The organism is Alteraurantiacibacter aestuarii, from assembly GCF_009827405.1.
Lineage (GTDB): Bacteria > Pseudomonadota > Alphaproteobacteria > Sphingomonadales > Sphingomonadaceae > Alteraurantiacibacter > Alteraurantiacibacter aestuarii.
The window spans coordinates 475,112-497,965 of sequence record NZ_WTYY01000001.1 but is presented as its reverse complement, the minus strand read 5'-3'; the positions used below and the strand labels follow the sequence as shown (position 1 = coordinate 497,965).

The window sequence follows — 22,854 nt, the reverse complement described above, 5'->3', positions numbered from 1 at the left end:
CCACGGTTTTGTTATTGTGTGTGCCGCCAGAACACGTTTGTGGCCCGCCTGTGAATAGAACGCTGCCAGACTAATCGCAACTCGCCTCCGATTGACGGAGCTGTGTCTTTATGTCGCGTTGATCGGGCCATGAGGAACTGCCACTCAGCCAAGGCGATTGAGCGGCAGGGTGCTGTCAGTCCAATCGCAACGGTGCTGTCAGTCTAATCGCAACTCGTCTCCGATCGACATAACCGTGTCTTGATGGCGCGTCGATCAGGCCATGAGGTTCTGCCACTCGGCCAGGGCGGCCGAGCGGCGGGTCTTGTATGTCTGTCGGTCGATCAGGTGGCGTTCTTGATTGAAATGGTTGTGGACGTTGGCGTGAACCGAGGCGAACTTCTGTAAGCTCTTCATCTGTCGAAATCTCAGCATGGCCCGCTCTCGTCGTCGGAACGGCAGATGGCTGTTCTCCACCCGGTTGTTGGCCCAGCGTCCCACCTCCTGCTTGTCGGTGTTGCCGAGGTCGCTCATTGCCGCCCGGTACGAGCGCAGACCGTCGGTGGTGATCTCCGCCGGCGAGCCGTGGCGCTTCAGCGCCTTCTTCATGAACCGCAGCGCAGCTTTCTTGTCGCGGGTCTTCGTGACGTAGCTCTCGAGGATCTCGCCCTCCTGGTCGACCGCGCGCCACAGGTAATGCATCTCGCCGTTGATCTTCACGTAGACCTCATCGAGGTGCCACTTCCATTGCCGAAACCCTCGCATCCGGCTTACCCGCTGGCGCTGCACATCGGCTGCGAACAGCGGACCGAACCGGTTCCACCAGTGACGCACGGCCTCATGGCAGATGTCGATACCCCGCTCGAACAGCAGGTCTTCCACGTTCCGCAAGCTCAGCGGAAAGCGCACGTACATCATCACGACCAGGCGGATCACCTCAGGTGAAGAGTTGAAATAGCGAAACGGACTGGCTGCTTTCTTGGGTCTGGGCATCACCCTGCCCTACCCGATCACGCGCATTTCGCTAGCCGGTGCATTTGCTCTGACAGGACCAGAGCGCCTGCTCCATGAGGCCAGGGACAGCGCGACCATCCTCCTTCCTCTAGCGCTGCCGCTGCGCGGTGGGCGGCGCATGATCGCGCGCGGCGCTACGCCTGCCGCGCAGCCCGATCGGGTGCTGATTGCTGCCTTGCGCAAGGCGCACGCCATGCTCCGCACCGAGCGGGGTCTGCCGATACTCGGTGCCAGCCCGAGCTCTCCCTACGATCGCGGCATCCTGCGGCTTGCCTTCCTCGCCCCCGATATCCAGCAGGCGATCCTCGACGGACGCCAGCCGTATCATCTCAACCTTGAGGTGCTCAGGAACATCGCGCTGCCGCTGAGCTGGTCGCGGCAGCGCGAGGTGCTGCGGTTCGGGCAATAACAAAACGCCTGTTCCGGCGAGCAAACACCCTGATAGTGGCGATTGAGGCACCTGTTCGGGGGGTTTAAATACCCTGTTCGGGCGATTAACAGGAAAACGGCTTTTCGTGCCCTTTAAGCTACCGAAAAGGCGTTATTTTCTCAGGTAGAATCTTGCGCAAATTGCTGCAGATGGCCTGTATTCGGGCTCAAATTCACGTTTTTCCCTGTTCTGCCCTGTTTAACAGGCAAACCGGACCGATGCAGGTACGGCCGGAGACGGGCCGCGCAAATGCCGGCTGATATCGTCCAGGAGACGGCCACAATGATGTCGCTGTTACGGAATGGCCCACGCAAAGCCGCCTGTTCCGCGGGCTTGCGCGCCCTCCCTGAAACCAGAGACGAGTGCTGGGGGTGGGTGGCGGAGCGGGTGGGATTCGAACCCACGATACGCTTTTGACGTATACACACTTTCCAGGCGTGCGCCTTCGACCACTCGGCCACCGCTCCGCATGCCTGTTTTGGCAGAGGCAGGCCACTAGCCGCAGTATGAGCGGATGACAAGCGGGATAGGCCTTGCCTTCGCGCATACCGGTGGCACACTCCAGGCCATGAGCCGCCTTGCCCTTCTCTCCGCCGTTTCGCTGGCCTTTGCCACACCGCTGGCAGCACAGGAAAATGCCGCGCCAATTACGCCTGCCAACCCGGTAACGCCCGACAGCATCGTGGCGGCATCCACGCCGGAGGAATGGACCGAGATTGATCCCGGCGATCTGCTGGTGATGGTTCTGGCCCCCGGTGATGACGAGAGCCCGCGCTTCGTGGTGATCCAGCTGATTCCCGCGCCGTTCAGCCAGCCGTGGGTGGAGAACATCCGCACCCTCGCCCGCGCCCATTGGTGGGATGGCACCAGCGTCTATCGCGTGGTCGATAACTGGGTGGCGCAATGGGGTGATGTGAGCGAGGACAGGCCGCTGCCGGAGGGCGTGGTGTCGCCAGAAAGCGAGTATGCTTCTGTGCTTCCTCCAGCGCCAGAGTTCGATCAAGCGGTCTTTCCGCTCACTGCTATGCTCCGATCGATGTGGATCGAAGAATTTGTTACTGGTGAGATTGTCGAGGCACCAAATGCCGACGCTATCAAGCAAGCGATCGCACGCCAGAAGGGCGACAGCTATGCATTGGAAACCGCTTTTGTTGGTGGATGGCCCATGGGGTCGGGGCCCGATACCCAGCGCAGCACCACGGCTTGGCCCGTCCACTGCTATGCATCCGTCGGCGTCGCCCGCGATCTTGCGCCAGACACCGGCACCGGCTCCGAACTCTACGCCGTGATCGGCCATGCGCCGCGCCAGCTTGATCGCAACATCGCCGTGGTCGGCCGGGTGATCGACGGGATCGAGCATCTTTCCACGCTCAGGCGCGGCACGGGGGATGCTGGCGTGTATGAAAGCCGCGATCAGGATACGCCGATCCTCTCGGTCCGGCTTGCCAGCGAGACGGAGGAGGCCGAGCATTGGCGCTACCAGTATCTGTCCACCCAAAGCGAAAGCTTCGCCCGTTATGTGGCAGTGCGCGCCAATCGCAATGACGCCTTCTACACCGTGCCCGCGAGCGGCGTGGACATCTGCAACGTGCCGGTGCCGATCCGCCACATCGACCCCCTGACGGAGTAGAAGTGATGCAGAGCGGCGACCAGATCACCGTATCGGGCACATTGCTGGGCTGGCGCAACGATAGCGGCGTTCTGGCAACCTATATCCGCATCGAAGGCAAGGCGGCGGAGGAGATTTCCGGCCATGAACTGCTGCGCCGGATCGAAAGCGGCAAGCGCCGCGGCTTCGGATCGGTGAAGGTGGAGGTGAAGCTGGGCGACAGCGAGTGGAGCACTTCCGTCTTCCCGCAGGACTATGGCTGGTTCCTGCCGATCAAGGCGGTGGCCCGGCGGGCACAGGGTGTGGCGGAAGGTGACGAGATTACGGCGCAGCTGACCTTGTTATAAGCCCAGCAGGCGGGCAGGCAGCGCGAGGGGGAGAGGGATATGATGGACGGACGCGGCGGCCCCAAGGGCTGGCACACAAGGCGCGCCATGCTGCGCCGCACGGCGGGCGCGGGACTGGCGCTGACCGCATTGCCATTGGCCGGTTGCACCTCCGCCGCCGGCAGCGCGCCGATGAGCGCCGATGACTGGCCTTACCTGTCCGCAATGGTGGCGCGCTACCGCAGCCGGGGCATGATCGCCAATATGCTGGCAATGATCGGCAAGGGCGAGGAAAGCCTGCTGATCGGTGGCGGAACAGACCGTCTGGGCGGCCAGCGGCAAAGCGATGCTGACAGTATCTATCGCCTCTATTCGATGACCAAGCCGATTGTCGGCATGGCCGCCATGCTGCTGGTGGAAGAGGGCAGGCTGTCGCTCGACCAGCCGCTGGCCGAGATATTGCCCGCCTTTGCCAACATGCAGGTGCAGAAGGAATATGACGGCCCGATCACCGCCGATAATCTGGAGCCCGCCGCACGGCCGATCACCATCCGCCACTTGCTCACCCACACCTCCGGCCTGGGATACAGCTTTGTGGAGCAGGGGCCGCTGTCGCAGGCGATGAAGGCCGCAGGCGTGGTGACCGGGCTGGTTGGCCCCTACCCGCCAGCGGAACTGGCGCGGGGCACGCCGGTGACCAGCCTGACCGAATTCGCCGATCGCCTGGCCACTTTTCCGCTGACGCACCAGCCGGGCACGCAGTGGAGCTATTCCACCGGACTGGACGTGATCGGGCGGGTGATCGAAGTGGTCAGCGGGCAGGATTTCGAGAGCTTCCTGGCTGACAAGATTTTCGCCCCCTGCGGGATGAACAGCACGTTCTTCCGCGTGCCGGAAGACGCGCGCAGCCGGTTGACCGAAAGTTATGACGTGCGCGGGGAAAGCCCGGTCCTGCTCGATCCTGCGCAGGGCACGGTGTTTGCCGGGGATGACTATTTCCCCATGGGCGGCACCGGGCTGGTGTCCTCTCCGCATGATTATGACCGCTTCCTGCACATGGTCGCCAATCTGGGCGAGCTGGATGGAACGCGCATCCTGCCCGCAGCGGCGGTACAGCTGGGCACATCGGACCTGCGGCCCGATCCATCGGTTTCGCTGGGATCATGGGTGGAAGGATTTGCATTCGGCGCCGCTGGAAGGCTGGGCTGGGCTGGAATGGACAGCGCCTATGGCTGGGCCGGAAGCGCCGGGACGGTTGGTTTTGTGGACATGGTCAGCGGCCGGCGCTGCGCCATCTACACCCAGTACATGCCCGCCAGCACATGGCCCATCGCCGCCGATTTCGAGGAGGCGATTGCCGCCGACCTGTCACTGCAGGCAGGCTAGAGCCGCTGCATCAGTTCGATCCGGTTGCCGAAGGGATCGGAAATGTCGCCGCGCACATAGCCATCCAGCGGCTTGCCCGGCGCAAAGGACACTCCGGCACTTTCCAGTCGCTCGGCATAGGCCGGCAGATCGTGCACCAGCAGCGCGGGATGCGCCTTGCGCGCTGGCGCAAAGCCATGCTCCACGCCCAGATGAATATGCGCATCGCCGCTGGTGAACCAGCAGCCGCCATTCACCGCCAGATGGGCAGGTTTGGGTAACTCCGCCATGCCCAGCACGCCGACATAGAATGCCCGCGCACGCGCCTCACCACCAGCAGGCATGGCCAGCTGGACATGATCGAGCCCGGTAATGTGAGACATCAGACCCGGTCTGCCTGTGCCACGCTGTCGCTCGCCCGCAGGCTGCTGACAATGCGGGTGAGATGCGCCAGGTCCTGCACTTCCAGATCCACCTCATAGGTGTGAAACGGATCGTCGCGCTGGGTCAGTTCCAGGTTCATCACATTGGCATTGCTCTTGGCGAACACGCCGGCCATTTCAGCCAGAGTGCCGGGGCGGTTATACAGCACGACATGCAGCCGTCCGACCGCACCGTGAGAGCGTTCGCCCCATGACAGATCGACCCAGTCGACATCCTCGCCATTGGCCAGCTCAAGGCAATCGATGGCGTGCACTTCCACCCCCTGCCCCTTGCGCCTGAGGCCGACAATGCGGTCGCCGGGAACAGGATGGCAGCAGTCTGCCAGGCTGAAACCCATGCCCGCCGTCAGCCCCTTGATGCTGATGGCGCGCCCTTGTTCGGGCGGGGCTGGCAAATCGCTGGTGCTGCCGGGAACAAGCGCTTCCATCACTTCCCGGTCGGTCAGCTTGGCGGACCCGATGGCGAACATCAGGTCTTCCTTGTGATCCAGCTCCAGCCGTTCAAGCGCGGCGGAAATTGCCTTCTTTCCCACCTTGGCAGGCAGACGCTCGACAATTTCTTCGAACAGCTTGGTGCCGATTTCGGCAATCTCTCCGCGTTCCTTCAGCCGCACCGCGCGGCGAATGGCGGCGCGAGCCTTGCCGGTGACGACAAACCCCAGCCAGCTGAGCTGCGGCTGGGCGTGTGATCCCTTGATGATCTCCACCACATCGCCATTGTTGAGCGGTGTGCGCAAAGGCATGTGCCGGCCATTGATCTTGGCGCCCACGGTCTGCGCGCCAAGATCGGTGTGGACGGCGAATGCAAAATCCACCGCTGTCGATCCCTTGGGCAGCTGGAACAGCGCGCCCTTGGGCGTGAAGGCGAAGATGCGGTTCTGGTAAACCGCCAGCTTGGTGTGTTCGAGCAGTTCTTCGGCATCATGGCTGGCATCGACAATCTCGATCAGGTCGCGCAGCCAGCCCACTTCGCCATCGGGCCGGTCTTCCTGCTTGTACGCCCAGTGCGCCGCCAGGCCGAATTCATTGGTGCGGTGCATCTCGCGCGTGCGGATCTGCACTTCCACACGCATCGATCCGGCATGGATCAGCGTGGTGTGGAGCGAGCGATAGCCATTGGTCTTGGGGGTGGAGATGAAGTCCTTGAACCGTCCGGGCACCATCTTCCAGGTCTGGTGCAGCACGCCCAGCGCGCGGTAGCAATCATCGGTATCGCGCGTCAGCACGCGGAAGGCCATGATATCGGTGACCTGTTCAAAGCTCACATGGCGCTCGGCCATCTTTTTCCAGATCGAATAGGGGTGTTTTTCGCGCCCCCACACTTCCACATCCAGCCCGGATTCAGCCAGCGCCTGCTTGATCTTGAGCGCGATGGCATCAACCTGCCCGCCTTCGGTGGAACGGATCTGCTCCAGCCGGGCGTTGATGGTGGCATAGGCTTCTGGCTCCAGCTGCTCGAACGCCAGCAGCTGCATTTCGCGCATATATTCATACATGCCCACACGCTCTGCCAGCGGGGCATAGATATCCATCGTCTCCCGCGCGATGCGGTGGCGCTTTTCCGGGTTCTTGATGAAATGCAGCGTGCGCATGTTGTGCAGCCGGTCCGCCAGCTTCACCAGCAGCACGCGCAGGTCCTCGCTCATCGCCAGCAGGAACTTGCGCAGGTTTTCCGCCGCGCGCTCATTCTCCGGCATCTGCTCGATCTTGGAGAGCTTGGTCACGCCGTCCACCAGCCGCGCCACTTCGCTGCCGAAATTCAGCTCGATATCCTCGATCGTGGCCAGCGTGTCCTCCACCGTATCGTGGAGCAGCGCGGTCATGATGGTTGCCTGATCCAGCTTCAGGTCGGTCATCAACCCGGCAACTTCTACCGGGTGGCTGAAATAGGGATCGCCGCTGGCGCGCTTCTGGCTGCCGTGCTTCTGCACCGTATAGACGTAGGCACGGTTGAGCAGCGCCGCATCGGCATCGGGGTCATATTCAAGGACCCGTTCAACAAGTTCGTACTGGCGCAGCATATATTCAAGATAGTGCGCCATCGGGCAGAAAACAGGCAAGGGAAATCGCGGAGATGGGCGAGATTTCCACGGGCGCTTGACTGAATTGTAACTTAGAGGTTACATGTAACCCGTGGGTTACACGGAGATTCACGATGCGTATGAAAAACTTGCCAGCGAGCGATCAGGAAGCCGCCGAAATGGTTGGGCGCAGGCGCGCCCGCGCGCTGCTCTTGCTGGTGATTGCTTATGTGGCGATCCAGATCAACTTTTCTACCATTCTTGCCGATGTCGGATGGGCTGCCAAACCGGTCCAAGTGGTCGCGTGGATCATTCTTTCCAGTTCGTTTGTAATCGTCCTCTATACCGGCGGTAAATTCCCCAAATCCCGCCCCGGGTTGCTGCCCCTGATCGATGACGAGGTGACCCGGCAAAACCGCAGCAAAGCGATCGCCGCCGGCTTCCTGGCATCGGTTCTGACAACGCTCGCCCTCTTCATTTACAGCAATTTTGGTGAACTGATGTTGCGGCAGGCAACCCATCTGATCCTCACCTCAACGGTCAGCGTCGCCGCACTGCGCTTCGCTCTGCTTGAGCGCAAATCCTACCAGCAATGACCGAGGCGCTTACCAACACCATCCGCGATGCCCGCACTGCGCGTGGCTGGACTCAGGCTCAGCTGGCAGACCAGATCGGGGTCAGCCGCAAGACCATCAACACGGTGGAGAACGGGGTTTTCGTGCCCTCCACCATCGTCGCGCTCAAAATCGCCCGCGCACTTGAAGTGCCGGTGGAGGATCTGTTCGATCTGGAAGAGCAGCAAAGATCATGACCGCGCCGCAAAGCGCTCCGTTCACGATTGTGGATCTTGTGCAGGGCACCGAAAGCTGGCGGCAATGGCGCGCAGGCGGCATCGGGGCGTCCGATGCACCGGCCATCATGGGCGAAAACCCGTGGAAGTCCGCAAAGGACCTGCTGTTTGAGCGGCGCAATCCAGAACTTGCCCGGCGGCGGCAGACAGTCACCAGTGCCATGACCAGAGGGGTGATGCTGGAGCCAAGGGCACGCGCGGCCTATTGCACAATTCGCGGCGTGAATGTCCGGCCGCTATGCGCTCAAAGCCGCGCTCATGAATGGATGCGCTGCAGTCTCGACGGAATATGCGTGGACACGATGCAGGCGGTCGAGATCAAATGCGGTCCTGCCATTCATGCGCGCACCGGCCGCAGCCGCACAGTACCGCGCGCCCTGTACGGTCAGCTCCAGCACACGATGGCGGTGACCGGCCTCCTGAAAATGGACTTCTTCTGCTATCTGCCAGACCGGCCACCGATCCTTTTCAGCGTACCCAGAGACGCGAGCTATATTGAACGGCTGATCGAAAAAGAGGCGGCTTTCTGGAACGAGCTCTGCGCCTGACTGATCCCCTCGTTGCATCCTGGCCGCTGCTGGAACCACAGAAGGTTTCGACCATTTATCATGGACATGCAGCGCAAGAGGCCAACCATGTTCACGCAGCTCAATCCCAGTCTACCGGTTCAGGTTCTTGATCGCGGCCGCGGGCAGGCCGTCGGAATTATCGATTATGGCCCGGAACATCACCTGATCTGGGTCACCGCGCTGGACGAGAATGGCGAGATCTGGTGCGCCCCCAATCCGCAGGTTCGCTTTCAGAACAACTGGACCATGGGCCGCCGTACCGCACATTCTGCAACCAGTGTTGCGCAGGCCTGCACCTGCCACAATGACCACGCAATTGCAGGAGCGTCACCATGCTGAAGGAACAGGTCCGTGAGGATCATGACCGTAGCGAGCAGTTGCGCGGTGAACTGGAAGAATGGATTGGCAGCCGTGAATTCCCCTGTGTGGGGGCCAAATCGGCCATGGCGCGCGGCACGCTCAAGGTCGTGGCCGCGCGCGATATCACCAGTGCATGGAACGATGTGAAGCTGCACGATGAATTGCTGCAATGGGCCTACTCCTATCGCGATGATCCGGGCGGCCTGCGCAGCCTTGCAGTGGTGTTCCAAGGGCCCCGCGACCTGACCGAAGAACATTTCGAAACCGCGATGTGGGAACGCATCCAGTCATTGGCCGACAAGGATCACTGGCGCGGCCAGCCCTATGATCCCGGAGTCAGTGCCGATCCTGCCAACCCCCATTTCTCGCTCAGCTTTGGCGGTGAGGCGTATTTCGTGGTTGGCCTGCACCCCCATGCCTCACGCCCGGCGCGGCGCTTTGGACGGCCGACGCTGGTGTTCAACCTGCACGATCAATTCGAAAAACTGCGCGAGGAAGGACGCTATGAAGGCATGCGCAAGAAGATCCTCGCACGCGACGAACAACTGGCAGGCGATATCAACCCGATGCTCGCCCGCCACGGCGAAAGCAGCGAGGCGCGGCAATATTCAGGCCGCAATGTAGGTGAAGACTGGATTCCGCCTTTCGAGGACAAGCGCGCATGATGGACATGCAGATCATTCCCCCGCGCAGTGGCACAGCTTTCCTGCTCGCCCGCGGCCAGATGCTGGACGTGGTGGATGTCATGGGCTGCCAGGTTGCCGACCTGCTCGCCTTCAATGCGCAAGACACGCGCGAAGTCATCTCCAACGGGCGCACGTTCGATTATGAGGAAACGCTCAAGCTGACCACGGGCAATACGCTGTGGTCAAACCGTTCCAATCCCATGCTCAAGATCACCCGCGACGATGTTGGCTGCCACGATTTCCTGCTGACGCCTTGTAGTGAGGCGACGTTCACGCATTTCTATCCCGACAAGCCCGTGCACCGTGGCTGTTTCGGCAATCTGGCAGAAGCGCTGGAACCCTTCGGCGTGTCGCAAGACGCGATCCCCACCGCTTTCAATGTGTTCATGAACGTGCCGTTTGACGGCGAAAGCGGAAAGCTGTCGGTCGAGCCTCCGCCTTCGAAGAAGGGTGATATCCTGCGGCTGGAAGCGATGATGGACCTGGTAATTGGCCTCACCGCTTGTTCAGCCTATGCCTCCAATGGCGGCAACTTCAAACCGATCGGATACCGGGTTCTGTAAGCGCAAAAGTTGCAGATCACCCTGCCTCAGACAAATCCGGCCCGGGCTCATTCGTCGAGCGAAAAGCGCGCTTGGACTGGTCTGTGCTGGCGCCAGCTGCGCTTGTCGGACATGGACGAAAATGGATGAATCAGGTCCTGGAACGTGCAGTTCAATCAACCACACGGCGGGCAACCATGCATAGATATAGTCTTACAAGATGCCTGTTCGCCGCCAGCATCCTGGCGCTTGCCGCGCCGATCGCGGCGCAGGACACGCCGGACGGTGACAACTCCATCATTGTGACCGGGCGGCTGGATCGCACCGTCGACGGCAGCGAGGTTCGCGCCCAGGCGCGGGCGATCACGCCGCGCAGCCAGGCATTCGGCGATCCGCTGGCCCGCTTTCAACAGCCGATCTGCGCGGGCGTGTGGGGTCTCAACCCCGAAAGCGCGCAGCTGATCATCGACCGGATTTACTCCAACGCGGAAGAAATCGGCGTGGATCTGGAAGAGGAACCGGGTTGCCCGCCCAATGTGCTGGTGCTGTTCGTTGCCGATCCGCGCGATGAGCTGGATCAACTGCGCGAGGCGAGGCATTATCTCGTCTCCGGACTGTCCTTCTGGGAGAGCAAGCGTCTTTCCGAGCAGGAAGGACCCGTTCGCGCATGGAACGTGGTGACCACCCGGACGCGCGATGGCCAGGCCCGCATGGGTCGCCCACCCGTGTTCGACTCCACCGAAATCTCGCGCCTCAATTCCGGCACGCGGACCGATCTGGAACTGTCCGTGGTGATGATCGACAGCGGCGCAATCGCGCAATTGGACGGCGTGGCCGTGGCCGATTACGTGACCATGCGCACGCTGGCCCGCACCAGTCCGCCGCACGCAGATGCCGCCTATGGCACCATCCTGGCGCTGTTCGACAATCCCGCACAAGCACCCGAGCGGATCACCAGCTTCGACCTGGCCTACCTGCGCAGCCTTTATCGCAGCCGCGCCAACACACCTGGCAACAGGGCTCTTGGCGGCATTGGCGACCTGATGGACAGGGATGCCACGCGGGAAGAATAAGCCGCAGCCAGCAGAGCAGCAGGATTCACCTGCCCCGCGACACCCACCACACGGTAAGTTCTAGCTCCACGTCACCTCTGGCGGCAGGCTCATCAGGATCGCATCGATATTGCCGCCGGTTTTCAGACCGAACAGCGTGCCCCGGTCATAGACCAGATTGAATTCGACATAGCGTCCGCGCCATTCGAGCTGCTGGCGCTTTTCTTCTTCTGAGAACTCCTGCCCCATGCGCTTGCGCACGATATGCGGGAAGCTGTCGAGGAAGGCCTCACCCACATCCCTGGTGAAGGCGAAATTGCGCTGGAACTGGGCGTCATCGGCGCATTCCAGGTGATCGTAGAAAATGCCGCCCACACCGCGCGCCACATTGCGGTGGGGGATGAAGAAATAGTCGTCCGCCCACTTCTTGAACCGGTCATAATAGGTGGGATTATGCGCCGCACAGGCCGCCCGGAAACGGGCGTGGAAAGCTTCGGTGTCCTCATCATATTCAATCGGCGGGTTGAGGTCCGCTCCGCCGCCGAACCATGCGGACTGCGTGGTCAGGAAGCGGGTGTTCATATGCACGGCGGGGACATGCGGATTGGCCATGTGGGCAACCAGCGAAATGCCGGTGGCGGTAAAGCCCGGCTGCTCAACGCTTGCACCGTTGATCGTGCCGGCGAACTGCGGGGCAAACTCGCCCGATACGGTGGAGACGTTGACGCCCACCTTCTCGAACACCTTGCCCTTCATCACCCCGCGCACACCGCCGCCGCCTTCGGTGCCATCGTCGGTATCGCGGTCCCACGGCGTGAACTCGAAGCTGGCATCGCTGCCTGCCTCGCGCTCGATCGCTTCAAATTCTGCGCAGATGCGGTCACGCAGGGTTTCGAACCAGTTGCGCGCCTGATCGGTATAAGGTTTCCATTCCATGGAAGCGCTCTTGCCAAAGCAGGTGGCGCGCGGCAAGTGGTGCGCATGGTTCTTGTTTCGTTCGCCTTTGATTTTTGCGGGGAGGAGTTCCGCCTGGTGCCGGGCGAAACGGGCAGCCCCAAAGGCGGCCGCGCGCTGTTCTGGCCGCGCGAAAATGCCTTGCTGGTGGCAGATCTGCACCTTGAGAAATCGAGCTTTTTCGCCGGGCATGGGCAGATGCTGCCCCCCTATGACAGCCGCGAAACGCTGGAACGGCTGGCGCTGGCGGTGAAGGAAACGGGTGCACGGCGGGTCTATACGCTGGGCGATAATTTCCATGATGCGGCGGGCGCTTCCCGGCTGGAGCCGCATGCGGCGGGCATGCTCAGCGCGCTGACAACCGCGCTCGACTGGGTGTGGATCACCGGCAATCATGACGAAGGGCAGGATGCACAAGGACGGGCCGCGTGCGGCGGCACCTTTGTGGAGGAGCTGGATCTGGCGGGAATGGTCCTGCGCCATCAGGCCATGAAGGGGGAGACACGGCCAGAACTTTCCGGCCATTTCCACCCACGCCTGCAGGTGAAGGTGCACCATCGCCATATTCGCCGCCCGTGCACCGTGATCAGCAGCGATGGCGAAGGGTCCGGACGGATGATCCTGCCGGCATTTGGCGCGCTGACAGGCGGAATGAATGCAGCCGATCCGGCGATACTTTCCGCGATGCAGCCCGCCAGTGCCATCGATGCCGTGGTGCCTGCGGGAAGCAGGCTGGCCCGCTTCGCGCTGTGGCGCAAGGAGGCCTAGCTTTCACCCCTAGCGCGCCGCCGTGTTTGCCACTACATGGGGGCCAGAAATAACCTACAGGAGCATAGCCCATACCACGTCCACCCCGCCGCACGATGGCGCCGCCGGTCAAGTCCGGCCCCCGTTTCGACCATCTCATCCAATCCGAAAAAGTTCGCGTCATTGACGAAAATGGCGAGAACATCGGCGTCATGTACACTGAAGAAGCGATCGAACAGGCTGCCGAAGTCGGCATGAACCTGGTCGAAGTCTCGCCCAACGCAGACCCGCCCGTGTGCAAGTTCCTCGATGTCGGCAAGTATCGGTATGAGGCCCAGAAAAAGGCCAATGCCGCGCGCAAGACGCAAAAGACGCAGGACATCAAGGAAATCAAGATGCGTCCCAACATCGACGATCATGATTATGATGTGAAGATGCGGGCGATGAACAAGTTCATCGACAATGGCGACAAGGTGAAGGTCACGCTGCGCTTCCGTGGACGCGAAATGGCGCACCAGCACCTGGGCATGGACCTGCTCAAGCGGGTACAGGAAGACATGGCGGAAACCGCCAAGATCGAAGCCTATCCGCGCCTCGAAGGCCGGCAGATGCTGATGGTGCTGTCGCCCAAGTAACGGCGCGCACTTATTTGAAATCACCAGAGGGGCGCGGTCGCAAGATCGCGCCCCGTTCATTTTCGGCTCAGGCATGGCAGACCATTTTCGCTGGCCTTGCCGGGGAGGGTTTCATGAGGTGTCTATCTGCACTTGCAGCGATTGGCGTGCTTGGCGCAGCGCTGAGCTTGCTGTTTCAACCAGCAGCTGCACAGCAGGACCCATTTGCCGATAAAACCTTCCAGCGCATCTCCAGCGAACTCAGCCCCGCATATGGCAAAGGCGATTACCTTGCCGCACTGGCCATATTCGGTGATCCCGATGCCATAGCTGCAGACAGTCCGGCACGGTCCATCTGGCAGCAGTTCCGCCCCTCGCTAGACGGCTTTGTGGCGGACCGTGACATTCCCCGCTCCCGCCGTGACCCGCTGACAGCAGAAGTTGCCGCACGCTTTGCTGCGCTGGAGCGGCGCGAAGCCATTGCAGCCATCGTCGAGCACGCAGCCCGCACCCGCATCGTCATCATCAACGAAGCACATGACAACCCGCGTGACCGGGCCTTCGTCATGGATGTGGCCGAAGCGCTGCGCCCGCTGGGCTATACGCATTATGCCGCCGAGGCGCTGACCAACTGCTGCTATTCGCCGGAACAGGCCAAGGCACCGATCGATGCGGTGCGGCAACGCGATTATGCCGCCTTTGGCGATGGCTACTATCTGGCCGACCCGGCCTTTGCCTATTTGCTGCACCGCGTGCTGGTCGCCGGGTATGAGCCGGTCGCCTATGAATATGTCCCGCAAGCGGGTGAGCGCCCGGAAAACCCGAACGAGAGCATCGCCCTGCGTGAAGCAGCGCAGGCGCGCAACCTTGCCGCCGCGCTGGAAGCGGCAGGTCCGGACGCAAAATTCCTGATTCATGTCGGCTATAGCCATGCAGCCGAACGGCCTTTCTCCAAAGAGCAGGAATGGATGGCGTCGCGACTGAAGGCGCTGACGGGCATCGACCCGCTGACCATCAACCAGACCGACCTGTCCGAATATAACATGCCGCAGGAATATGCCGCGATCGGCATGGAGCAGGGCACTGCGCCGGTGGTGATCTTCGAGGGCGGCGAGCCCGCGCATGTCGGCTTCAACGCGGAATTGATGGACCTGCAGGTTGTCCATCCGCCCATCGCCGTGCTGGGCGGCCGGCCAGACTGGCTGGCGCGCACGGGTCGCGTGGCCTTTCAGCTTGGAGCAGACATGGTGCCCGATGAAGGCGTGCGGCTGGTGCAGGTGTTCCTGGCGCAGAGCGGAGCAGACGCCGTGCCGATCGATCAGGTGCTGATCAGACCGGGCGACGAGCCGCCGGTGCTCTATGTCCCGCGTGACTCACAATACCGGATCGTTACGCAGCAGGGTTAGCGATCGGCGCGCTCAGGCCGGTTCCCACAACTCCACCGGATTGCCGTCACAATCGTGGATACGGGCAAAGCATCCCACGCCGTCCATCTGTTCGCGGTGGGTGGCCTCTATGCCGGCTGCGGCCAGGCTCTCCACCAGATCGTCCAGTCCAGCAACGCGCAGGTTCAGCATCATCTGACGGTCCGTTTGCCAGTAATCTGTGTCTGCATTGAAAGCGGCGAAGACGGTGTGGCCGGCCTGCTGCTGCCATGTCCATTCGCCATCGGGCGTGGGACTGCCGCTGACCGTGGCGTTGAAACCAAGGTTGTCACGGTACCATGCGGCCAGCCGCGCCGGGTCTGCCGAACGCAGGAAGACACCGCCAATCCCCAGAACCTTGCCTTTGCTCATCACCCGCTCCTTGCCCGCGCCAATCAGTGCGGTAGGATGATAAGCCACTGCAACGGGAGGGCAAGCGCTAGCCATGACGGCCAGCCGTATCGGATTCTGGATCGGGCTGGCTGGCTTTGCCGCCACGCTGGTGCTGCCCGCGCCTGCCACCATGCCGACAGAGGCGTGGCATGTGGCAGGGCTGGTGGTGTGGATGGCCGCCTGGTGGATGACCGAAGCGATCCCGCTGACGGCCACCGCCCTGCTGCCTTTCGTGGTCCTGCCTTTTCGCGGCGGGGGAACCGCGCGCGAGGTGGCGGGCGATTATTACTCACCCATCCTGTTCCTGCTGCTGGGCGGGGCCTTCATTGCGCTGGCGATAGAGCGCACCGGGCTGCACCGGCGGCTGGCGATGTTCATCCTCAAGCTGGTGGGCGATCGCGGCGGCGCATCGGGCATATTGCTGGCCTTCATGATTGCCGCGGCGATCCTTTCCAACATCATCTCCAACACCTCCACCACGCTGATCATGATGCCGATGGCGCTGGCCGTGCTGGCTGGCGGCGGGGCATCGGGATTTGACGAAAACAAGATGGGTCTATCGGGCGCCCTGCCCATGGGCATCGCCTTTGCCGCCAGCATCGGCGGGCTTGGCACGATCATCGGATCGCCCACCAATGCCATTGGCGTGGCGCTGCTGAGGCAGACCATCGGGCTGGATGTCAGCTTTGCCCTGTGGGCGCTGTTCGGCGTGCCCATCGTGCTGCTGGGCATACCCCTGGCCGCCTTCATCATCAGCAAGGTACAGCAGGTTGCGCTGCATCCCTTCGATGCAGCTTCGGCGCGCCAGTCCATCGATCCGCACGGGCCGTGGACAATCGCGGAACGGCGTCTGGTACCGATCATCGCGATCACCTTTGTCGCCTGGATGACCCGTCAGTGGGTGGCCGAATATCTGCCCGAAGATTCCTATACCGACGGCACTATTGCCATTTTGGCCAGCTTCGCGCTGTTCATCCTGCCCGATGGCACCGGACGCCGCCTGCTGGTGTGGAGAGAGGCCGACCGCGCGCCGTGGGGCGTGATCATGATGTTCGGCGGCGGACTGGCTCTGGCCGGAGCCATGACCCGCACGGGTCTGGCGGAATGGCTGGGCAATGCCCTGCTGCCACTGGCGGGCGTCCCGCTGATCGTGGTGGCGCTGGCGCTGGTTGCCATGGTGGTGCTGGTCACCGAATTTGCCAGCAACGTCGCCACCGCCAGCGGGATCATGCCGGTGGTGGCCAGCCTTGCTGCGGCGCTTGGCGGAGATCCCCTGCTGCTGGCCCTGCCCGCCGCCCTTGCCGCCAGCTGGGGCTTCATGCTGCCCGCAGGCACCGGTCCCAATGCCATCGCCTGGGCTACCGGCAGGATCGCTTTGCCGCGCATGGTGGGCGCGGGAGTCATGCTGGATATCGCCGGGATTTTCCTGATCGTGGGCGTGTGCTGGGTGGTGGCGGGCCTGCTATAAGCGTGAACGCGCAGGGCAGTTCTGCCCCGCCGCTATTGCGCGTGGCAAATGCCACCTGCCTTGATGCTTGTTCTTTTCCCGCTCGCCAGTGCTGACCCTTGGGGACATTCAGGCGAAACTCCTTGCCCATGATTGTCCAGTGCAGCTATCAACCCGTTCATTCCGAAAAATCCGGATCAATCAGTCAGTCGAAGAAGGATAGGTGTCTCGTGCTCCGCAAATTCACATTGGTATTGGGCGTCGCAGCCTGCAGCGCGATGGTCGCATCCTGCGGCGGCAAGACCACGCCAACACCCACGCCTACTCCGACCAGCACTCCCACACCTTCGCCCACGCCAACGCCGACAACGGCACCAACGCTGATTGATTTCGCGCAGGATTTCACCTCGATCAGTAACCTAGTCTATATCTACGGCAATTTCACGCCCACCACTGGCGGTGCGGAAGTGTTCGCCGATGCCTCACGCCTCAGCGGCGGAGCAGGCGCGGTGAATTATGTCTTCTCGCCGGAATCGATTGGCTACGCGTTCACCGATCTCAACCCCGCAGCCAGTTTTGCAGGCGTTGACCGGACCACCACATCAGCCACCCTGCGCACCTATGTTAAGGGTGATGAAGCGCTGTTCCTGGAATTGCCTTTCCAGCACGTTCTGCGCGCAAGTTATGAGCGCAAGGATTCGATCATCAGCGGAACCACGCCGGGTATCCTGCGCAGCCGCCGCGTATCACTGTTCGCCAATCGCATCACCACCACCAATGCCATTTCCAGCGTACTGACATACACCGGCCTGGCCCATGCCGTTGGCGGTATACGCGGCACCACGCCAGCCGACATCGTGGTCTCCCAGAGCACAACTTTCACCGTCACGCCGACGGCGACCGACCCGACCCTGGCCGGTACAATCAAGCTGTTTGAGGACGTCAACAGTGTGCTGACGCAGAAGGCGGCACTGGCCTTTACCGGCACGGTGGCGGCCAACGGATCGTTCAGCGGCACAATCACCGACACCACCTACAACTTCACCGGCAATTTCGCGGGCGAGCTGGCAGGACCCAATCGCGAGGAAGTGATCATCGTGTTCTCGGCATCGCACACCGATGGCCGCAGATATGTGGGCAGCTATATCGGCGGTTAAGGGCAACAGGCCTGCGCAGGGAAACACCGAAACCGGCGCTGAGCCGGGAGGTTGCTGCGTTTCCAGCATGCGAACGCCTGTCGCGCGCCGGGCTGGCGGCAGAAATCCCTAGCGCCCGTCCAGACCGTGACGAGCGAGGAAGTCGTCGAGCAAGGCGGCGACTTCCCGGTTGTTGAGATCGGCGAAGGGCATGTGCGTGTTGCCGGTCAGCCCTTCATCCTCCAGCATCACGATCTCCGCCTTGCCCCCGCGCGCATTGATCAGCGCCACGAACTGGCGGCATTCCTCCAGCTTGGCGGACCACACGGGGGAGGCTTCGATATTGTCGCCCCAGACAAACTGCATGGGGATGGTGAGCAGGCGGGCGAACTCCTCCTCACTCACCTGCATCGGCCCAAACGGGCTGTCGGCCGTGCCCGGCCCCTCGCCCGGCGGGAACAGGAAGCCGGGGTTCTCATAGGCGACGATAGCGGCGATTTGCCCATCGTGTGCGGCGGCCAGCAAGGCGCGCATGCCGCCTGCCGATGATGTGACGACGATGGACGGGCCAATAATCCCGAACGCCTCAACCGCCGCGGCGGCCTCCAGCCGGATATTCTCCAGCCGGTCAAATTCATCGTAGCGCGCGCGCATCGCCTGATCGAAGGCGCTGCGGTTGTGGGTGGGGAACTGCACGCCGTCGAACCATTCCATCCACGCCGGACCAAAACGCCAGGAGGTGAAGTTCTGCTGATCGCGCCCGGCCATGGCGTTATATGTCTGGCTGTCACAACCCCAGTTCGCGCGGCCCACGCGCGGGCCATCCCACAACATCACCGGGTAACCGCGGCGCAGGAACAGGCTCTGGAAACCTTCCCCCATATCCCAGCGGTTCTGCCACACGAAGGTGCTGGAGGAATGCCAGAAGAACAGCGGCAGGGCCCGCGCATCCGCCGGTATCTGATACTCAACATAGCCGTGGTCACACGACTGGGTCGCCCCGCCCTCGTCCGAAACATCGGCGCCACCAACGCTGAAACTGCCCTGCCTCTCCAGCAGGATCGGGGCTCCTGCATCCTGTGCCTGTGCCTGTGCCTGTGCCTGTGCCTGGGCCTGAACCTGAGCGACCACCGCGAACAGCGAGAAGGCCGTCGCGGCTAGCACCAGCGAGCGGGCTTTCACCCTTTCCACTCGCGCCTTTCCTCGGCCGCGCGCAGCACTTCATAGGCGAGTTGGAAGGCCTGGAAGGCCTTGGCCGCCTCCTCATCGCCGGGGCGCACGTCGGGATGCACTTCCTTGGCCTTGGCGCGCCATGCCTTCTTCACCGCCTCAAATTCGACGTCGCTGTCCAGCTCCAGCACTTCCAGCGCGCGCATTTCATCCTTGCTGCGCGTGCCATCTCCGCTGCCGCCCCAGCCATAGTGCTGGGCCTCGGCATAGCCGGCGCTTTCCTGCTGTTCGGCCCGGGCACGCTTGTCCGCCTCTTCCTTGTCGAGACCTTCGAAATAGTCCCAGCCCTTGTTGTATTCCGCCGCGTGCTTCTGGCAGAAATACCACCGGTCGGGGCTGTTGGGGCTTTTGGGCGCGGGGCAATCGCCCCGTTCATTGCAATTGTGCCTGTCGCATATCCGCACATTCACAGCCTCTCGGCTGCCGGCATAGCCGCCCCAGCGGGGGAAACCCCAATTGTCTTTGCGGCGCGAACCGGCCATCAGATTAACCCTGTTTTGAGCATTGCGGGACTATAGGGGGCGCAAGGCAGCGTTGGAACCGCAAGTTCACAATCAACTGCATCCGTTACAAATACGTACAAAATGCTGCATTGCAATACGGTCTCTTGCGCCTATCTGCCAGTTACCAAGATACTATGCGAGGATCGACATGAGCAAGCAACTGGCCATTTCTGCTGCCTTTTCCATCCTTGCTATGTCGGCTTTCGCCCTGTTTGGCACGGCGCAACCCGCTGCGGCTGGTGACCATGGCCAGATGGTTGGCGGACAAATGACGGGCGCGAAAGCCCAAGCCTCCGCGCCCGCCATCGGACACTATGTCCCGGCCCAAGCATTCTTCGGGCCTCTTATCAGCGAATGATCAGTTGATCATGACCGTAACCGCGCGGCGGTTGCGGGCCCATGCACCTTCGTTCGATCCGGTTGCAGCCGGACGTTCCTCACCATAGCTGACCGTGCGCAGGCGGTTGTCCGCAACACCCAGGCTGACCAGGTAATTCTTGGCCGCATTGGCGCGGCGCTCACCCAGAGCAAGGTTGTAATCACGCGTCCCGCGTTCGTCGGCATGGCCTTCAACGGTGGCGCGCGCGTTGGTGTATTGCAGCAGATATTCGGCCTGGGCGCGAAGAGCCACTGCATCCTCACTATCGATATTGAAGCGATCGGTATCGAACAGGATCACGTCGCGGCCAGCCATGGCCTGCGAGAAATGCGCCTGGCTTCCGGCAACGGGGCCGGTGGGAGCAGGTGCGGGTGCGGGTGCCGGAGCGGGTGCCGGGGCGGTGGCTACGGGCGGCGGTGGAAGTTCCTCCGGAGCCTTCTTCGAACAGGCAGACAGAGCCAGAATACTGGTAGCTGCGAGAATGACGGCATGACGTTGCATTTCAGACTCCTCCAAAAAAGGATGTGGTGATTTTTGGACCCTACAGGGAAACAACGAAGTTACGGCAAAACCGGTCCCCAAGCCGGATCTGACGCTCCCACTGGGGTTTGCAGGCGGCGCTCATTCTCGCCGGTCAGATCGACCTGCCAGATGGAGGTTTCGCCTGAGCCCCGCTCAGTACGGAAGAACTGGATGATGCGTCCGTTGGGAGCCCATGTGGGGGCCTCGTCCTGCCAGCCATTGGTCAGGGTGCGCATGTTACGCCCGTCGGTATTCATCACCGCAATATGAAAATCGCCAACGATGTGGGTGAAGGCAATCTGGTCCCCGCGCGGGCTCCATTCAGGAGTGCCGGCGCGGCCAGAGAAGAAGGTGATGCGGCGCGCATTGCGGCCGTCAGCGTCCATTATATAGACCTGCTGCGTGCCCGAACGATCGCTTTCGAACACGATCTTGCTGCCATCGGGCGAATAGGAACCGCCCACATCGATGCCCGGTGAATCGGTCAGCCGCAAAGGCGTGCCGCCGGTGGCAGGAACGCGGTAGATATCGGTATTGCCCGCCACCGCCATCGAATAGAGAATATAGCGCCCGTCCGGGCTCCAGCGCGGCGCGAAGGTCGGATTGCTGCTCTGCGTCACCAGCGTCTGCCGCCCGCTGTCCACATCATACACATAGATGCGCGGATTGCCGTCCTGGTAGGAGAGATAGGCGATCTTCGAATAATCGGGCGAATAGCGCGGCGTCAGCGCGGTGGACTGGCCATTGGTGATGAAGCGGTGGTTGGCCCCGTCACTATCCATGATGGCGAGCCGCTTGGTGCGGTTATCCTTGGGTCCGGTTTCGGCGATATAGGCGATGCGGCTGTCAAAGAAGGGGCTTTCCCCCGACAGGCGTGAATAGATCAGATCTGCGCATTTATGCGCGGCGCGGCGCCATTCTGCGGGCTGGACCACCCAGCCCTCGCGCACCAGCTCATCCTGCAGGATCACATCGTACAGATAGCAGCCAACCGTCAGCCGCCCGTCGGCATTTGCGCGCACATAGCCATGCACCAGCATTTCTGCCGAGCGTCCGCGCCATGTGGCATAGGCCGGTGCAGTAATCTGCGGATAGGTGGGGCGCGGCAGGGCATCGGGGCCAACCGGACGGAACAGGCCATTGTTGCGCAGATCGTTGAAGACAACGCGCGCCAGTTCCTGACCCAGCGCGCCCGTGCCATTGGCATTGGCGGGGGTGGATACGTCCTCATTGGTGGCAAAGGCGGGGATGGCAATGCCCAGGTCCTGCCATGCGTCCGCAGTGACGGTGACAGAGATACCTTCCTCGGCATCGAACCCCTCTGCCTGCTCCACAGGAGGCAGGCTCAGTTCCTGAGCAACGACTGGCGCGGCGACAGACAGGCCAAGGCCGGAGACGAGAAAGGCGAGAGCGAATCTGAGCATTATTGGGCCAACCTGTTGTCGAAATTCGATGTCACAACCCGCCAGCCGGAATAATATTCCTCCGGCAAACGGAAGGGCGATGCCAGGCGTACGGCGCGAACAGCCTGTTCAGCATGGCGACCGGCCTGCGCCCGATTGCTGTCTGTCACGCCGGTCTGGCGTACAACTTCGGGATTGCCTGCAAGGCTCCCGTCTTCATTAAGCCGGAAACGCAGCACGGTGACAAGTCGTTCCACATCCACGCCAGAAGGCGGATTCCAGTGCGGCTTGAGCTGGCGGATGATCGCCTGACCGATCGAAGCCTGCTCTGCCGGTCCCACCGTGCGCGCTGGCGAGCCGCTGTCGCCGCTGGCATCGCTCATGCCCTGCAGGAACTGATCGTTCATCCGTGTCGCCTGGCTTGTGGGCTGAGGGCGCGGCTGAGGGCGCGGCGCCTGTGTCTGCGTGGCGCGCGGCGTGGGCGTGGGGGTCGGGCGTGTCACCGTGCGCTCTGTGCGCTGCGGCGTGGTACGCTGGACGGGCGGCGGCTTTGGCGGATCGGGGACGGGGCGCGGCGGGGTCACTTCCATGATCGGCGCAGGATCGGGAACCGGCTGGTCGGATATTTCGGGCGCCATCGATGCGGCCGGTTCGGCACTGGGATCGGGGGCTGTGGATGTCAGGCTGACATCAGTTGCCAGGCTCACATCGATGCGCTGCGGCGGTTCATAGGGCGCGCGGCTATCATCCTGCAGCATCAGCGCCACGGCCAGGGCAACGTGCGCTGCGCCTGCGACCAGAAGGCCGAGTTTCTCTTCACGGGAAAGATTGGCGAGAGTGGCCATACAAATCGTCG

At 62.2% G+C, this 22,854-nt stretch carries 27 protein-coding genes and 1 tRNA gene; 17 read left to right on the top strand and 11 right to left on the bottom strand.

Annotation, left to right across the window (positions count from 1 at the left end):
* Window positions 1–255: 255 nt before the first annotated feature.
* On the bottom strand, window positions 256–972 hold the full coding sequence (locus tag GRI32_RS02500) for an IS6 family transposase (protein WP_160589522.1): 717 nt from the start codon (window positions 970–972) through the stop codon (window positions 256–258).
* On the opposite strand from GRI32_RS02500, the gene GRI32_RS02495 reads away from it, so the two are divergent.
* Entirely contained in the window at window positions 959–1,402 is a 444-nt protein-coding gene (locus GRI32_RS02495) for a hypothetical protein (RefSeq protein ID WP_160589521.1), read from the top strand. The genes GRI32_RS02500 and GRI32_RS02495 overlap by 14 nt on opposite strands.
* 397 nt (window positions 1,403–1,799) lie before the next feature.
* Here the strand turns inward: GRI32_RS02495 and GRI32_RS02490 are convergent.
* A tRNA-Ser gene (locus GRI32_RS02490) sits at window positions 1,800–1,890 on the bottom strand.
* Window positions 1,891–1,991: 101 nt separating this feature from the next.
* On the opposite strand from GRI32_RS02490, the gene GRI32_RS02485 reads away from it, so the two are divergent.
* The 3 genes from GRI32_RS02485 to GRI32_RS02475 are packed head-to-tail and all read left to right on the top strand — an operon-like array spanning window position 1,992 to window position 4,744.
* The gene (locus GRI32_RS02485; RefSeq protein ID WP_160589520.1) at window positions 1,992–3,053 is read left to right on the top strand and encodes a peptidylprolyl isomerase; all 1,062 of its coding nucleotides are present in this window, start codon (window positions 1,992–1,994) and stop codon (window positions 3,051–3,053) included.
* A 5-nt stretch (window positions 3,054–3,058) separates the two neighbouring features.
* Window positions 3,059–3,379 carry a DUF1905 domain-containing protein gene (locus tag GRI32_RS02480; protein ID WP_160589519.1) on the top strand — a complete coding sequence of 107 codons (321 nt, stop codon included), beginning with the start codon at window positions 3,059–3,061 and terminating at the stop codon, window positions 3,377–3,379.
* A 39-nt stretch (window positions 3,380–3,418) separates the two neighbouring features.
* A complete protein-coding gene (locus GRI32_RS02475) occupies window positions 3,419–4,744 on the top strand; it encodes a serine hydrolase domain-containing protein (RefSeq protein WP_237437323.1) in 1,326 nt (441 codons plus the stop codon).
* On the opposite strand, the gene GRI32_RS02470 is transcribed toward GRI32_RS02475, so the two are convergent.
* Both GRI32_RS02470 and GRI32_RS02465 read right to left on the bottom strand, forming a co-directional pair.
* Window positions 4,741–5,106, bottom strand: coding sequence for a VOC family protein (locus tag GRI32_RS02470; RefSeq protein ID WP_160589518.1), 366 nt, complete (start codon window positions 5,104–5,106; stop codon window positions 4,741–4,743). The two genes, GRI32_RS02475 and GRI32_RS02470, sit on opposite strands and share 4 nt — an antisense overlap.
* Window positions 5,106–7,187 carry a RelA/SpoT family protein gene (locus GRI32_RS02465; RefSeq protein ID WP_160589587.1) on the bottom strand — a complete coding sequence of 694 codons (2,082 nt, stop codon included), beginning with the start codon at window positions 7,185–7,187 and terminating at the stop codon, window positions 5,106–5,108. Before GRI32_RS02465 ends, GRI32_RS02470 begins: the two co-directional genes overlap by 1 nt.
* Window positions 7,188–7,321: 134 nt before the next feature.
* Here GRI32_RS02465 and GRI32_RS02460 point away from each other — a divergent pair, with 134 nt between their 5' ends.
* The 7 genes from GRI32_RS02460 (at window position 7,322) to GRI32_RS02430 (ending at window position 11,267) form a co-directional block, all read left to right on the top strand.
* On the top strand, window positions 7,322–7,783 hold the full coding sequence (locus GRI32_RS02460) for a hypothetical protein (protein WP_160589517.1): 462 nt from the start codon (window positions 7,322–7,324) through the stop codon (window positions 7,781–7,783).
* The gene (locus tag GRI32_RS02455) at window positions 7,780–7,998 is read left to right on the top strand and encodes a helix-turn-helix transcriptional regulator (RefSeq protein WP_160589516.1); all 219 of its coding nucleotides are present in this window, start codon (window positions 7,780–7,782) and stop codon (window positions 7,996–7,998) included. The genes GRI32_RS02460 and GRI32_RS02455 overlap by 4 nt, the downstream gene beginning before the upstream one ends.
* Window positions 7,995–8,585, top strand: coding sequence for a lambda-exonuclease family protein (locus GRI32_RS02450; RefSeq protein WP_160589515.1), 591 nt, complete (start codon window positions 7,995–7,997; stop codon window positions 8,583–8,585). Before GRI32_RS02455 ends, GRI32_RS02450 begins: the two co-directional genes overlap by 4 nt.
* Before the next feature lie 66 nt (window positions 8,586–8,651).
* Window positions 8,652–8,945 carry a hypothetical protein gene (locus tag GRI32_RS02445; protein WP_337190131.1) on the top strand — a complete coding sequence of 98 codons (294 nt, stop codon included), beginning with the start codon at window positions 8,652–8,654 and terminating at the stop codon, window positions 8,943–8,945.
* Window positions 8,939–9,631: a guanitoxin biosynthesis heme-dependent pre-guanitoxin N-hydroxylase GntA gene (gntA, locus tag GRI32_RS02440; protein WP_160589514.1), complete on the top strand. Its 693-nt coding sequence runs from the start codon at window positions 8,939–8,941 to the stop codon at window positions 9,629–9,631. The genes GRI32_RS02445 and gntA overlap by 7 nt, the downstream gene beginning before the upstream one ends.
* On the top strand, window positions 9,628–10,215 hold the full coding sequence (locus GRI32_RS02435) for a DUF1989 domain-containing protein (RefSeq protein ID WP_160589513.1): 588 nt from the start codon (window positions 9,628–9,630) through the stop codon (window positions 10,213–10,215). The genes gntA and GRI32_RS02435 overlap by 4 nt, the downstream gene beginning before the upstream one ends.
* Window positions 10,216–10,391: 176 nt before the next feature.
* The gene (locus tag GRI32_RS02430; RefSeq protein WP_160589512.1) at window positions 10,392–11,267 is read left to right on the top strand and encodes a hypothetical protein; all 876 of its coding nucleotides are present in this window, start codon (window positions 10,392–10,394) and stop codon (window positions 11,265–11,267) included.
* 60 nt (window positions 11,268–11,327) lie between these two features.
* Here the strand turns inward: GRI32_RS02430 and hemF are convergent, their stop codons facing one another.
* Entirely contained in the window at window positions 11,328–12,182 is an 855-nt protein-coding gene (gene hemF, locus GRI32_RS02425; RefSeq protein ID WP_160589511.1) for an oxygen-dependent coproporphyrinogen oxidase, read from the bottom strand.
* 45 nt (window positions 12,183–12,227) lie between these two features.
* On the opposite strand from hemF, the gene pdeM reads away from it, so the two are divergent.
* The 3 genes from pdeM (at window position 12,228) to GRI32_RS02410 (ending at window position 14,967) form a co-directional block, all read left to right on the top strand.
* Window positions 12,228–12,968, top strand: coding sequence for a ligase-associated DNA damage response endonuclease PdeM (gene pdeM / locus GRI32_RS02420; RefSeq protein WP_160589510.1), 741 nt, complete (start codon window positions 12,228–12,230; stop codon window positions 12,966–12,968).
* A gap of 95 nt (window positions 12,969–13,063) precedes the next feature.
* The gene (infC, locus tag GRI32_RS02415; protein ID WP_160589509.1) at window positions 13,064–13,582 is read left to right on the top strand and encodes a translation initiation factor IF-3; all 519 of its coding nucleotides are present in this window, start codon (window positions 13,064–13,066) and stop codon (window positions 13,580–13,582) included.
* 113 nt (window positions 13,583–13,695) lie between these two features.
* The gene (locus GRI32_RS02410) at window positions 13,696–14,967 is read left to right on the top strand and encodes a hypothetical protein (protein WP_160589508.1); all 1,272 of its coding nucleotides are present in this window, start codon (window positions 13,696–13,698) and stop codon (window positions 14,965–14,967) included.
* Window positions 14,968–14,979: 12 nt separating this feature from the next.
* Here the strand turns inward: GRI32_RS02410 and GRI32_RS02405 are convergent, their stop codons facing one another.
* Entirely contained in the window at window positions 14,980–15,405 is a 426-nt protein-coding gene (locus GRI32_RS02405) for a VOC family protein (protein WP_337190130.1), read from the bottom strand.
* 25 nt (window positions 15,406–15,430) lie between these two features.
* On the opposite strand from GRI32_RS02405, the gene GRI32_RS02400 reads away from it, so the two are divergent.
* Window positions 15,431–16,846 (top strand): SLC13 family permease, encoded by a 1,416-nt coding sequence (locus GRI32_RS02400; RefSeq protein ID WP_160589507.1) that lies wholly within the window; start codon window positions 15,431–15,433, stop codon window positions 16,844–16,846.
* A 257-nt stretch (window positions 16,847–17,103) separates the two neighbouring features.
* Window positions 17,104–17,982 (top strand): hypothetical protein, encoded by an 879-nt coding sequence (locus GRI32_RS10665; RefSeq protein WP_237437322.1) that lies wholly within the window; start codon window positions 17,104–17,106, stop codon window positions 17,980–17,982.
* Between the two features lie 108 nt (window positions 17,983–18,090).
* On the opposite strand, the gene GRI32_RS02390 is transcribed toward GRI32_RS10665, so the two are convergent.
* Window positions 18,091–19,152, bottom strand: a complete 1,062-nt coding sequence (locus GRI32_RS02390) for an alpha/beta hydrolase family protein (RefSeq protein WP_160589506.1) — start codon at window positions 19,150–19,152, stop codon at window positions 18,091–18,093.
* On the bottom strand, window positions 19,140–19,673 hold the full coding sequence (locus GRI32_RS02385; protein ID WP_160589505.1) for a J domain-containing protein: 534 nt from the start codon (window positions 19,671–19,673) through the stop codon (window positions 19,140–19,142). The genes GRI32_RS02390 and GRI32_RS02385 overlap by 13 nt, the downstream gene beginning before the upstream one ends.
* 169 nt (window positions 19,674–19,842) lie before the next feature.
* On the opposite strand from GRI32_RS02385, the gene GRI32_RS02380 reads away from it, so the two are divergent.
* Window positions 19,843–20,052: a hypothetical protein gene (locus tag GRI32_RS02380; protein WP_160589504.1), complete on the top strand. Its 210-nt coding sequence runs from the start codon at window positions 19,843–19,845 to the stop codon at window positions 20,050–20,052.
* Here the strand turns inward: GRI32_RS02380 and pal are convergent, their stop codons facing one another.
* Genes pal through GRI32_RS02365 form a run of 3 tightly spaced genes read right to left on the bottom strand, consistent with a single transcriptional unit; the run spans window position 20,053 to window position 22,843 of the window.
* A complete protein-coding gene (gene pal, locus GRI32_RS02375; RefSeq protein WP_160589503.1) occupies window positions 20,053–20,574 on the bottom strand; it encodes a peptidoglycan-associated lipoprotein Pal in 522 nt (173 codons plus the stop codon).
* 59 nt (window positions 20,575–20,633) lie between these two features.
* The gene (tolB, locus tag GRI32_RS02370) at window positions 20,634–22,019 is read right to left on the bottom strand and encodes a Tol-Pal system beta propeller repeat protein TolB (RefSeq protein WP_160589502.1); all 1,386 of its coding nucleotides are present in this window, start codon (window positions 22,017–22,019) and stop codon (window positions 20,634–20,636) included.
* Complete coding sequence (locus GRI32_RS02365; RefSeq protein WP_160589501.1) at window positions 22,019–22,843, bottom strand: TonB C-terminal domain-containing protein; 825 nt, start codon at window positions 22,841–22,843, stop codon at window positions 22,019–22,021. Before GRI32_RS02365 ends, tolB begins: the two co-directional genes overlap by 1 nt.
* Between the last annotated feature and the right edge of the window lie 11 nt (window positions 22,844–22,854).

What these genes read in the sequence shown, in the direction of transcription:
- GRI32_RS02500 (WP_160589522.1), bottom strand. Translation starts at nt 972, where the DNA reads ATGCCCAGACCCAAGAAAGCAGCCAGTCCGTTTCGCTATTTCAACTCT.
- GRI32_RS02485 (WP_160589520.1), top strand. Translation starts at nt 1,992, where the DNA reads ATGAGCCGCCTTGCCCTTCTCTCCGCCGTTTCGCTGGCCTTTGCCACA.
- GRI32_RS02480 (WP_160589519.1), top strand. Translation starts at nt 3,059, where the DNA reads ATGCAGAGCGGCGACCAGATCACCGTATCGGGCACATTGCTGGGCTGG.
- GRI32_RS02475 (WP_237437323.1), top strand. Translation starts at nt 3,419, where the DNA reads ATGATGGACGGACGCGGCGGCCCCAAGGGCTGGCACACAAGGCGCGCC.
- GRI32_RS02470 (WP_160589518.1), bottom strand. Translation starts at nt 5,106, where the DNA reads ATGTCTCACATTACCGGGCTCGATCATGTCCAGCTGGCCATGCCTGCT.
- GRI32_RS02465 (WP_160589587.1), bottom strand. Translation starts at nt 7,187, where the DNA reads ATGCTGCGCCAGTACGAACTTGTTGAACGGGTCCTTGAATATGACCCC.
- GRI32_RS02460 (WP_160589517.1), top strand. Translation starts at nt 7,322, where the DNA reads ATGCGTATGAAAAACTTGCCAGCGAGCGATCAGGAAGCCGCCGAAATG.
- GRI32_RS02455 (WP_160589516.1), top strand. Translation starts at nt 7,780, where the DNA reads ATGACCGAGGCGCTTACCAACACCATCCGCGATGCCCGCACTGCGCGT.
- GRI32_RS02450 (WP_160589515.1), top strand. Translation starts at nt 7,995, where the DNA reads ATGACCGCGCCGCAAAGCGCTCCGTTCACGATTGTGGATCTTGTGCAG.
- GRI32_RS02445 (WP_337190131.1), top strand. Translation starts at nt 8,652, where the DNA reads ATGCAGCGCAAGAGGCCAACCATGTTCACGCAGCTCAATCCCAGTCTA.
- gntA (WP_160589514.1), top strand. Translation starts at nt 8,939, where the DNA reads ATGCTGAAGGAACAGGTCCGTGAGGATCATGACCGTAGCGAGCAGTTG.
- GRI32_RS02435 (WP_160589513.1), top strand. Translation starts at nt 9,628, where the DNA reads ATGATGGACATGCAGATCATTCCCCCGCGCAGTGGCACAGCTTTCCTG.
- GRI32_RS02430 (WP_160589512.1), top strand. Translation starts at nt 10,392, where the DNA reads ATGCATAGATATAGTCTTACAAGATGCCTGTTCGCCGCCAGCATCCTG.
- hemF (WP_160589511.1), bottom strand. Translation starts at nt 12,182, where the DNA reads ATGGAATGGAAACCTTATACCGATCAGGCGCGCAACTGGTTCGAAACC.
- pdeM (WP_160589510.1), top strand. Translation starts at nt 12,228, where the DNA reads ATGGTTCTTGTTTCGTTCGCCTTTGATTTTTGCGGGGAGGAGTTCCGC.
- infC (WP_160589509.1), top strand. Translation starts at nt 13,064, where the DNA reads ATGGCGCCGCCGGTCAAGTCCGGCCCCCGTTTCGACCATCTCATCCAA.
- GRI32_RS02410 (WP_160589508.1), top strand. Translation starts at nt 13,696, where the DNA reads ATGAGGTGTCTATCTGCACTTGCAGCGATTGGCGTGCTTGGCGCAGCG.
- GRI32_RS02400 (WP_160589507.1), top strand. Translation starts at nt 15,431, where the DNA reads ATGACGGCCAGCCGTATCGGATTCTGGATCGGGCTGGCTGGCTTTGCC.
- GRI32_RS10665 (WP_237437322.1), top strand. Translation starts at nt 17,104, where the DNA reads ATGGTCGCATCCTGCGGCGGCAAGACCACGCCAACACCCACGCCTACT.
- GRI32_RS02385 (WP_160589505.1), bottom strand. Translation starts at nt 19,673, where the DNA reads ATGGCCGGTTCGCGCCGCAAAGACAATTGGGGTTTCCCCCGCTGGGGC.
- GRI32_RS02380 (WP_160589504.1), top strand. Translation starts at nt 19,843, where the DNA reads ATGAGCAAGCAACTGGCCATTTCTGCTGCCTTTTCCATCCTTGCTATG.
- pal (WP_160589503.1), bottom strand. Translation starts at nt 20,574, where the DNA reads ATGCAACGTCATGCCGTCATTCTCGCAGCTACCAGTATTCTGGCTCTG.
- tolB (WP_160589502.1), bottom strand. Translation starts at nt 22,019, where the DNA reads ATGCTCAGATTCGCTCTCGCCTTTCTCGTCTCCGGCCTTGGCCTGTCT.
- GRI32_RS02365 (WP_160589501.1), bottom strand. Translation starts at nt 22,843, where the DNA reads ATGGCCACTCTCGCCAATCTTTCCCGTGAAGAGAAACTCGGCCTTCTG.